We start from the raw sequence: 9737 nt of genomic DNA, 5'->3' as shown, positions 1-9737 counted from the left end.
TCACTCGTAATGTTCGAAGGTCTTGAAGCCGGCGAGTTTGACCAGCGCATCGCGCTTCGCCGCCGCGTGATCGGCCAGTACCATTTCCCTGACCAGTTCGCGCAGACTGGTTGTCGGGCTCCAGCCGAGTCTTTCGCGAGCCTTGCTCGGATCACCCAGCAGGGTTTCCACTTCCGTCGGGCGGAAGTAGCGCGGATCCACGCGAACGATCACCGCCCCCGGTTTGACCTTCGCCTGATCGCCCTCGACCCTGGTCACGACGGCAACCTCGTTGACGCCCTCGCCTTCGAAGCCAACGCTGATCCCCAATTCGGCGGCAGCGAATTCGACGAACTGTCGCACGCTGTACTGCACTCCGGTGGCAATCACGAAGTCTTCGGGATGCTCCTGCTGCAACATCAGCCATTGCATCTCGACGTAATCCCGGGCGTGTCCCCAGTCGCGCAGGGCACTCAGATTACCGAGGTACAGGCAATCCTGCAGGCCCAGCGCGATTCGCGCGATGGCTCGGGTGATCTTGCGGGTAACGAACGTTTCGCCTCGCACCGGGCTTTCGTGATTGAAGAGAATGCCGTTGCAAGCGTAGATCCCGTACGCCTCGCGGTAATTGACGGTAATCCAGTAGGCATACAGCTTGGCGACCGCGTACGGGCTGCGCGGATAGAACGGGGTCGTTTCCTTCTGGGGTATCTCCTGAACCAGACCATAGAGCTCGGAGGTGCTCGCCTGGTAAAAGCGGCTTTTCTTCTCCAGGCCCAGGATGCGGATTGCCTCGAGCATGCGCAGCGCTCCGAGACCGTCCGCGTTGGCAGTGTACTCAGGCTCCTCGAAGCTCACGGCGACGTGGCTTTGCGCGGCGAGGTTGTAGATCTCGTCCGGCTGCACTTCCTGGATGATGCGGATGAGATTCGTCGAGTCGGTGAGATCGCCGTGGTGCAGAATGAAACGCCGCCCGGGTTCGTGCGGGTCCTGATAGAGGTGGTCGATCCGATCCGTGTTGAAAAGCGACGACCGGCGCTTGACGCCGTGAACCTCGTAGCCCTTCTCGAGCAGCAGCTCTGCCAGATAGGCTCCGTCCTGGCCGGTAACACCGGTGATCAGGGCTACCTTCCGATTTGCTTCCAATAGAAAACCCCTTGCATAGTCTTCGCAACAAGAACCGGCTGTGTGACTTGGCAGCACGCCCTTTCACTCCTGTGGGCGAAGGTGCCAGACCCTCCCGGGCACGCTACCGCCATGCCCGAATGTTCTCCCATTCAGCAGTCTCATCCGCTCTCGTAGAATAGCGGTCGGTACAGCACCGCGCGCAACACCGGCACCGCGACCTGCCCGCATGATCTCATCGCGGGCTCCAGCGGGATGTGCATTCCTTCACGTTTTCCGCCCGTTCCCGCGTCCGGGCGAGTTCCGCGCCGTCTGCGGCCGAGTCGATCGGCCGGCGCGGGATACCTGCGAAAGGCCTATCGAGTCGGCACTTCGAGGCGATTCGAGCTACCCCAACCGTGCGACGCGTGATGCTCGCCCACCCGAACCGCCAGGCCCAGCCCCGCCTTTCGGCTTCGCCGATCAGCACAGCGGCCGCTGGTCGGCATGGCAATGCAGCCGTGGCCGGCAAAAGCCGGGCGCCGGTCACCCCCCTCGCTGGCTGCTTCATCGATCAGCGGATTGCCATCGCTGCGAGTGCCATTCGGAGGTCCTCCGATCCGTGCGGACCGCCGTTCTGCCATACGGGTTCTCATCCTGTGTACTTATCGACGATGATCGCGGCGTCTTTAATCACATTCGGCACGATCGCCAGGAGTATCGGGGACAATGCTGCGACAGCCCTTTGGATCTGGCGCCTTTTTTCCGTCGCGTATTCCCGAGCGATCAGGTTTTTCCGCTCACGGATTGCGGAATGTCCCGTTGCGCTCAGTCTCATGCTTTGATCCCGGCAGGAAGGCCGGCGGGTGGGGTCGGCGATTCTGTCCCAGTACAGATGGTGGAACGGAACGGCGACGACAAATTCACGGGCGCGAATCTGCTTGCCCAGGAGGGCGTCCGTCCGACGGTGTACGGCGATGCGGGTACGTCGGCAGTTGGCGTGGCACTCGGCACCCACCGATTTCGCGTGGGCCAGGCCGCTCGGTCGGTGTTGTCGGCCGTTTGCGCGGGTTGTCCCTCTGACCCCCGCACCGAAAATGACGTCAGGAAAGTTCAGTTTTCGTTGAAGACTTCATCGAGCGTGGCGGCGTCGAGAAGCTTCTCGGCCCAGCGGTCGAGCTGTTCGAGTGTGGCGGCTTGCAGGCGCGCACGGGTTTCGGCACTGAGCGGGCCGAAGCGTCGGGCAAGCAACCGCTCGACGACCCTCGCTTCGCCGATCCGCTCGCCTCGCTCCGTACCTTGCTCGATGCCTTGCTCGATGCCTTGCTCGATGCCTTGCTCGATACCCTGCTGGATGCCTTGCTGGATGCCTTGCTCCATCCCGCGCTGCGTGGCGAGGCGTTCGACACTGGTGACGTAGGGCATTCGCGTTTCTCCTTCCATCGCTTCGATATCTTTCCACAACTTCTGTTCCAGGGCATCCGGCAGCCGCATCATCCAGTCGAGCACCGCAAAGAGGTCGAGGATGCGCTGTCTCTCCCAGCCCTGTCGATACAGCAGGCGGACGAGACTGCGCTTGGCCTGGTAACGGGCTTCGGCGTCATGCCGCGTCTGCCGGGTGCGGCGGTGCGCGGCTGTGACCAGGGCGAAGGGGTTGGGGTTGGCGTCCAGGTTCTCAAGGTCTTGGCAAGACTCGCTGAGCTTGTCGATCGGGAAATGCAGGTGGTGGCGGCAGCCGAGTACCTCGAAGCCGAAATGGTCGGGCTTCCAGCCTTCGTCGTCGTCGGCGAGTACGGCAAGGCTGGCGATCGGACAGGCGTAGCGGTCGTAGAGCCGGTAGTTGTAGGTGAACATGCGCTGCGCGAAATCGGCATCACGCTGACCCTGAACTTCGACGTGGATGTAGATCCAGCGTTCTTCCCCATTGGTCAGCGTGACCTGGACGAGCGCGTCGGCGAAGCGCTTGCCGAGTTCGGCGTCGCGAACGACTTGCCGCAGTTCGGTGTTCCGGAACTGGTGGCCCCGCGTCCAGTCGATCTCTGCGTCGGCAGCCGGGAAATAATAGGCCATGAACTCGGGGAAGGCATGTTCGAGCATGTCCTTCCACGGACTGTCGTAGCTGTCGGCGACGTTGTCAGAGGTATCGGTTTCGGTCACGCGGGGCAGCGGCAGCGGTTCCGGAATGAAGGGCTATGAGTCGTCGGAGCCGCGTTCGAAGTCGTCTCCTGCTGCGCGCGTGGCGCTGTTCGGGCGCGCTTCCGGCCGAATTCGTCTTCGATTCTCCGGGCACGCTACCGCCATGCCCGAATGCCTCACAGCATTCAGCACTTCAGCCATGCAGCCCGACGACACCTACCCCAGGGCCAGTTGATCCGGAGGTATCGCGACCGGCTTTTCCCGACCGAGCAGGCTAAGCAGCACCGTCACCCGTTCCGTGGCGACGGCGGAAACGATCCCGGACATCCCCTTCAGCGGACCATCGCATATTTCCACGCTGTCGCCGGCCTGGAAAGGAAATAGTTCCTCATTTGACCGGTTTTCCTGGCGCTCGACCAGCGCGCGGATCGCTTCCAGGATCGATTCGTCGAGCGTCGCCGGGATCATGCCGAAGGTCACCAGCCCGCTCATCCCGGGTGTGCTGCGGACCGGGCCGATGCTTTGCCCGGGGCGACCACAACGCAGGAAAGCGTAGCGAGGGAACATCACCTGCTGCTTTCTTGCCCAGCCCTCCTTTTTCCTCTCCCACTGCGTGAGCATCGGAAGGAAGACCTCGTACCCCTGTTCCTCGAGCTTACGCTTCGCCAGAGCCTCCTGGCGAGGCTTGGTGAAACAGACATACCAGCTATTGGAGTGATTGGACAGGGGCGGATTGGAAAGCAAGGGAGAACGAAGGCGAGACCGCTCTGGGCTTGCGGGACCCGCGGAAGAAGCGGATGTCCGACTGAGTGTGCAAGTATCTCCGGATCCGCCCTCTCCCGTCAATCGGCTCGCGCAGCATCCAGATGGTAGTGCAGGACACGGTCGAGGTATTGCTCAAGATCCGGTACGGGCAGACCGGCATCGGCAACCAGTTGCTGCGTATCCCGGTTGGCAAAGGCCCGGTCGGTGGCGAGGCAATCGAGGAATGGCGGCAGCGTCCTGACCGCGCGCCTGGCCTCGTCCGACATCAGCACGGTGACGCCGGTCAGGATCGCCCGAAAGACTCCCGTGGGCAGATTGATGACCGGTGGCAGCCGGCGGCCGGCAAGCGAATACGCCTGCCGCACACGGTCGCGCAGGCGGTACAGCGGCAGCGCCAGATCCGGCCCCGAGCAGGAATGCAGGATGCGCCGCCGCCGCTGATCGTCATCGTAGTCCACCAGGCGATGATCCTGGCAACGCAGTCGGCGGGGACGATGTCCAGCCTTGCCTGGCCGAATTTCGGTGTCAGGCCGAGGGTGCTCCGCCCCGAGAGGAATTCGCACAGGTGACAAAAAGGCCTGGAAGTAAATGATGCGCCCGCTTGCGCTGTCGCCGACCAGCATGCTCGGACGATGTACGGTCAGCGGCAATGCGGAGCGCCCCCCGTCGGGACGGCGCACCAACGTCAGCAAGCCGCGCGACAGCCGCCAATCATCGGGGCAAATGACGATCCGGTTCATCTCGATGCCAGCCGCTGGATCACTGCCACGCACACGAGATCGTTCCCCCTCTGGCTATACTAGCGAAAAATGGTTCAGATCACACCTCCAGCACTCGCCAAACCCGCCTTGGCGCCTACGAGCGATCGGCAGCAGGGCGGCAACGCCCGAAACGTCGTCATCACCACACTCTTGCTGGGGACACTGGCCGGAGATTTGCCCGCCTTCGAACTGCGCGACCCCTTCGCCACCCGCTCGCTGGTCCCACCGCGCCCGTCGCTCTACGGCGAACGCGCCGCGCCGCCCTGCCAGCCGTTGCCAGCCGATGCCCCCTATGGCCTGCTCGAAGTCGTGAACCTGGCACTTTGCAGGAATCCGACCACCCGCGAGGTGTGGTCGGCAACGCGCGTGCAGGCCGCCCAGGTCGGTCTCGCCGAATCCGATTTGCTGCCGACGCTCAACGGCCAAGCCAACGCCAGCCGGGTCAGGATCGATTCGCAGAGCGCCCAGCAGCGCAGTGCCTCGCTGACCCTCTCGTGGCTGCTCTTCGACTTCGGCGCCCGCTCGGCCAACCTCGAAGTCGCCCGGCAGTTGATGAGCGCCGCCGTCTCGACGCTCGACTCGACGGTCCAAAGCGTCTTTCTCAACGCCCTGCAGGCGTATTACAACGCCCAGGCGGCGCGGGCGGCGGTGGCTGCCGCGCTGGAGACGGAGCGGGCCAGTCGCGAGAGCCTCACCGCCGCCGAGGTCCGCTATCGTGTCGGCACCGGCACCCCGGCCGATCGACTGCAGGCGCAGACCGCCTGGTCACAGGCGACACTCAGCCGCATCCGCGCCGAAGGCCTGCTGCGGAACAGCTTCGGCCGCCTGGCCAACGTCATGGGACTCGACGCCAATCAGCCGTTGCGGCTCGACGACCTCGCAGCGACGCCGCCGGACGCGAGCTTCGAAGGCGACGTCGCGGCGCTGATTGCCGAAGCGCGCGAACAGCGACCGGACCTCAAGGCCGCGGAAGCCGAACTCAGGGCCGCCGAAGCCGGCGTCGACTATGCACGCGCCGCTGGCATGCCGACGCTTTCGCTGAGCGCCGGTCCGCAATGGGCGGATCTCGGCAGCGCCACGGCCAACGGCAGCTCGATCGGCCTGACCGTCAATCTGCCGATCTTCTCCGGCTTCAACACCACGTACAACGTCCGCGCCGCCGAAGCGCGGACCGAGGTGCAGACCGCCCGGCGCGACAATGTCCGTCAGCAGATCGCGCTGGACGTCTGGGAAGCGTATCAGAGCCTCGCCACCGCCACCCAGACGGTACGCAGCAGTGTCGACCTGCTGGCCAGCGCCGAGCAATCGGAACGAGTCGCGCTGGGAAGATACAAGGCCGGCGTCGGCAACATCCTCGACGTCCTCAATGCGCAAAGCGCATTGGCCAATGCCCGCCTGCAACGCATCCAGGCGATGCTCGACTGGTATGTGTCGCGCGCGACTCTGGCCAAGGCCGTCGGCACGCTCGACGGCCAGCTTCTGCTGATGGGCAGCAATCGGCCGCAGGCCACGCGGCCGTCCGGCCCGCGATGAGCACCGTCTGGGGGCGACCGCCGAAGCTTCCGCCGATTGGCGAGCGGCGCGACGCGGTCGACACGGAATTTCTCTGATGGCCGACCCGGTCATTCGCGTCTGTGGTCTCGGCAAGTCCTACCGCACCGCCGCAGGACTCTTCCCGGCGCTGCGCGAAGTCGACCTCGAAATCCAGGCGGGCGAGTTCGTCGCCATCATGGGACCTTCGGGGTCGGGCAAGTCGACCTTCATGAACCTGCTCGGCTGTCTCGATACACCGAGCTGTGGCGAATACTTCCTGACCGGCCAGCGCGTGGCGCAATTGAGCCGTGACCAATTGGCGGAGTTGCGCAACCGCAGCATCGGTTTCGTCTTCCAGGGCTTCAACCTGTTGCCGCGCATGACACTGGCCGACAACGTCGCGCTGCCGCTGGTCTACGCGGGCGTCGAGCGCGACCAGCGGCAGCGGCGGGCGCTGGACGAACTGGCCCGGGTCGGCCTCGGCGAATATGGCAACGCACTGCCCAGCCGCATTTCCGGAGGACAGCAGCAGCGCGTGGCGATCGCGCGGGCGCTGGTCAACTCGCCGCAGTTGATCCTCGCCGACGAACCGACCGGCAACCTCGACAGCCACACCAGCGAAGAAATCATGATGCTGTTTGCGGCGCTCAACCGCGAGGGCATCACGATCGTTCTGGTCACCCACGAACCGGACATCGCCGCGCACGCCGGGCGGCAGGTGCGTTTTCGTGACGGACGCGTGGTCAGTGACGCGCCGACCCCGGCGCGCGTGCCCACCGCATGTTGAGGGCAATGCTCGGGGAAGCCTGGCAGGCGATGGGGATCAACCGCCTGCGCAGCGCGCTGACGATGCTTGGCATGGTGATCGGCGTCGGTTCGGTGGTGCTGATGATGGCCATCGGCCAGGGCGCACAGTACGCCGTGGCGCAAACCATCAGCACCATGGGCAGCAATCTGTACATCCTGATCTCGGGATCGACCAGCGCCGGCGGGCTGCGCAGTGGCGGGGGTGGTGGTCCGACGCTGACCATCGCCGACGCCGCGGCGATCGCCGAGCTCGACGGCGTGGTCAACGTCGCTCCCGTGCAGCAGGGTACACAGCAACTGGTGGCCGGTGCCAGCAACTGGAGTTCGACGGTGGTCGGCACGACGCCCCCTTACCTCGATGCGCGCGCATGGACGATCGTCAGCGGCTACCCGTTCGGCGACTCCGATGTGCGCGCGGCGACGCGGGTGGCTCTGATTGGCCAGACCGCTGCCGACAATCTGTTCCCGAATGACGATCCGCTCGGCAAGACGATGCGCATCGGCCAGAGCCCGTTCATGATCATCGGCGTGCTCGGCAAGAAGGGGCAGAATCTCGACGGCCGTGACCAGGACGATACCGTGATCATTCCGCTGACCACCGCGCAGCGCAAGGTTTTCGGCAACCCGTTTCCGGGCTCGGTGCGTCTGATCTTGGTGCAGGCGAATTCGGCCGAAGCGATGCCGGCGGTCGAGAAGAGCATGGTCGCGCTGCTTCGCCAGCGCCATCGCCTGCGCGAGGGACAGGACAACGATTTCTACCTGCGCAATCTGGCGGCCGCCGCCGATTCGGCCGCCGAGACAACGCGTGTGATGTCGGTGCTGCTCGGCGCGATTGCTTCGGTCTCGTTGCTCGTCGGCGGCATCGGGATCATGAACATCATGCTCGTCTCGGTAACCGAGCGCACGCGCGAGATCGGCATCCGCATGGCGATCGGCGCGCGTCAGAGGGATGTCCTCGCCCAGTTCCTGCTCGAAGCGCTGATGATCTCGATCGCCGGCTGCCTGATCGGACTATTGCTCGGCATCGGCGGGGCGCTTCTGACCAACGCGTTGACCGACATGGTGATCGTCATCTCCGGTGCCTCGATCCTGGTCGCCTTCACTGTCGCCGCCGGCGTCGGTATCTTCTTCGGCTACTATCCGGCACTCCGCGCCGCCGCTCTCGACCCGATCGAGGCGCTGCGGCATCAGTAGTCGGCAGCGGCAGACGGGCACCGGCCGCCCCCGCCTGCTCGTCGCGGAATGACCGAAACGGCGCCGGAAACCTGCCGCCTACCTCGTCGGCGAGCGCCCGACCAGCGATTTTTCTAATCTTGATCCGCATCAAGTTGGCTGATCAGGGTCCTGCGTTAGCCTTCTCCTGTTTCGATCGACACGCAGGGACGGGGATCTTTTCTATGAGCAGGCAGGGGCAAGGGCTGGCGGTGCTGATCGTCAGCACGCTGGCGTTCACGGTTTGTTTCATGGTGTGGATGATGTTTGGCGTGATCGGCATCCCGATCAAGACCACGCTCGGCCTCAACGCCACCGAATTCGGCCTGCTGACGGCGACGCCGGTGCTCACCGGCTCGCTGATCCGCGTGCCCCTGGGAATGTGGACCGACAAGTACGGCGGCCGCATCGTCCTCTTCGTGCTGATGATGCTCTGTGTCGTGCCGATCTTCCTGATTTCCTACGCCACCGAGTACTGGCACTTCCTGGTCCTCGGCCTGTTCGTCGGCATGGCCGGCGGCTCGTTCTCGGTCGGCACGCCATACGTCGCACGCTGGTTCAGCAAGGAACGGCAGGGTTTTGCGATGGGCGTCTACGGCGCCGGAAACTCGGGCGCTGCGGTCAACAAGTTCGTCGCGCCGGCGCTGATCGTCGCGTTCGGCTGGACCGCGGTTCCCCAGGTGTATTCCGGAGCAATGCTCGCCACCGCACTGATCTTCTGGCTGTTCAGCCATTCCGATCCGACGCATCTGGTCGATTCGAAGATCACCTGGCGGCAACAGCTGGTGGCGCTCAAGGATCCCAAGGTCTGGAAGCTGTGCCAGTACTATTCGATCGTCTTTGGCGGCTATGTCGCGATGAGCCTGTGGATGGTCCAGTACTACGTCGGCGAATTCGGTCTGACCATCACCAACGCCGCCCTGCTGGCCGCCTGCTTCTCGTTGCCCGGCGGGGTGCTGCGCGCCGTCGGCGGCTGGCTTGCCGACCGCTTCGGGGCGCACGCCGTGACTTGGTGGGTGCTGTGGCTGAGCTGGATCTGCCTGTTCCTTCTCAGCTACCCGCAGACCGACTTCACCATCATGACGGTCAATGGTCCCAGATCGTTCCATATCGGCCTCAACGTCTACCTGTTCACCGCTTTGGTGTTCCTGCTCGGCATCGCCTGGGCTTTCGGCAAGGCGTCGGTGTTCAAGTACATCTCCGACGAATATCCGGCCAACATCGGGGTCATTTCCGGCGTCGTCGGACTGGCAGGGGGACTGGGCGGATTCGTGCTGCCGATCATGTTCGGCGCGATCATGGACCTCACCGGCATTCGTTCCAGCGCGTTCATGCTGATGTACGGAGTGGTCTGGGTTTCGCTGATATGGATGTACTACACCGAAGTGCGCGGCACCCATCTCCTGGGCGCCGATAGCCGCCGAGCCTCCTAGCGTGCGC

Annotated in this window: 9 protein-coding genes; 4 read left to right on the top strand and 5 right to left on the bottom strand. The window is 64.3% G+C overall.

What is annotated here, in order from left to right:
* The 5 genes from gmd to NFV80_RS07425 all read right to left on the bottom strand — a co-directional run bounded on the left by gmd (position 1) and on the right by NFV80_RS07425 (position 4442).
* On the bottom strand, positions 1 to 1125 hold the full coding sequence (gene gmd, locus NFV80_RS07445; RefSeq protein WP_295327820.1) for a GDP-mannose 4,6-dehydratase: 1125 nt from the start codon (positions 1123 to 1125) through the stop codon (positions 1 to 3).
* Between the two features lie 610 nt (positions 1126 to 1735).
* Positions 1736 to 1921 carry a hypothetical protein gene (locus NFV80_RS07440; RefSeq protein WP_296758280.1) on the bottom strand — a complete coding sequence of 62 codons (186 nt, stop codon included), beginning with the start codon at positions 1919 to 1921 and terminating at the stop codon, positions 1736 to 1738.
* A gap of 275 nt (positions 1922 to 2196) precedes the next feature.
* Complete coding sequence (locus tag NFV80_RS07435) at positions 2197 to 3240, bottom strand: DUF4351 domain-containing protein (protein WP_295327824.1); 1044 nt, start codon at positions 3238 to 3240, stop codon at positions 2197 to 2199.
* 195 nt (positions 3241 to 3435) lie between these two features.
* A complete protein-coding gene (locus tag NFV80_RS07430) occupies positions 3436 to 3963 on the bottom strand; it encodes a transcription termination/antitermination NusG family protein (protein ID WP_295327826.1) in 528 nt (175 codons plus the stop codon).
* 98 nt (positions 3964 to 4061) lie between these two features.
* On the bottom strand, positions 4062 to 4442 hold the full coding sequence (locus NFV80_RS07425) for a hypothetical protein (protein WP_296758277.1): 381 nt from the start codon (positions 4440 to 4442) through the stop codon (positions 4062 to 4064).
* A 351-nt stretch (positions 4443 to 4793) separates the two neighbouring features.
* Here NFV80_RS07425 and NFV80_RS07420 point away from each other — a divergent pair, with 351 nt between their 5' ends.
* The 4 genes from NFV80_RS07420 (at position 4794) to NFV80_RS07405 (ending at position 9730) form a co-directional block, all read left to right on the top strand.
* Complete coding sequence (locus NFV80_RS07420) at positions 4794 to 6278, top strand: TolC family protein (protein ID WP_296758275.1); 1485 nt, start codon at positions 4794 to 4796, stop codon at positions 6276 to 6278.
* A 76-nt stretch (positions 6279 to 6354) separates the two neighbouring features.
* The gene (locus NFV80_RS07415; RefSeq protein WP_295327831.1) at positions 6355 to 7065 is read left to right on the top strand and encodes an ABC transporter ATP-binding protein; all 711 of its coding nucleotides are present in this window, start codon (positions 6355 to 6357) and stop codon (positions 7063 to 7065) included.
* Positions 7059 to 8279: an ABC transporter permease gene (locus tag NFV80_RS07410; RefSeq protein ID WP_295327832.1), complete on the top strand. Its 1221-nt coding sequence runs from the start codon at positions 7059 to 7061 to the stop codon at positions 8277 to 8279. The genes NFV80_RS07415 and NFV80_RS07410 overlap by 7 nt, the downstream gene beginning before the upstream one ends.
* A 203-nt stretch (positions 8280 to 8482) precedes the next feature.
* Entirely contained in the window at positions 8483 to 9730 is a 1248-nt protein-coding gene (locus tag NFV80_RS07405) for a nitrate/nitrite transporter (protein WP_295327834.1), read from the top strand.
* Positions 9731 to 9737: the final 7 nt, after the last annotated feature.

Source organism: Accumulibacter sp., from assembly GCF_023806565.1.
In the GTDB taxonomy this organism is placed as follows: Bacteria; Pseudomonadota; Gammaproteobacteria; order Burkholderiales; family Rhodocyclaceae; genus Accumulibacter.
Note: the sequence above shows the minus strand (reverse complement) of the source record. Positions and strands in the feature narration are given on the sequence as shown.

Excerpts from the sequence above, each read along its gene's own strand:
- NFV80_RS07440 (WP_296758280.1), bottom strand. The coding sequence starts at position 1,921 with ATGAGACTGAGCGCAACGGGACATTCCGCAATCCGTGAGCGGAAAAAC.
- NFV80_RS07405 (WP_295327834.1), top strand. The coding sequence starts at position 8,483 with ATGAGCAGGCAGGGGCAAGGGCTGGCGGTGCTGATCGTCAGCACGCTG.
- NFV80_RS07410 (WP_295327832.1), top strand. The coding sequence starts at position 7,059 with ATGTTGAGGGCAATGCTCGGGGAAGCCTGGCAGGCGATGGGGATCAAC.
- NFV80_RS07420 (WP_296758275.1), top strand. The coding sequence starts at position 4,794 with ATGGTTCAGATCACACCTCCAGCACTCGCCAAACCCGCCTTGGCGCCT.
- NFV80_RS07415 (WP_295327831.1), top strand. The coding sequence starts at position 6,355 with ATGGCCGACCCGGTCATTCGCGTCTGTGGTCTCGGCAAGTCCTACCGC.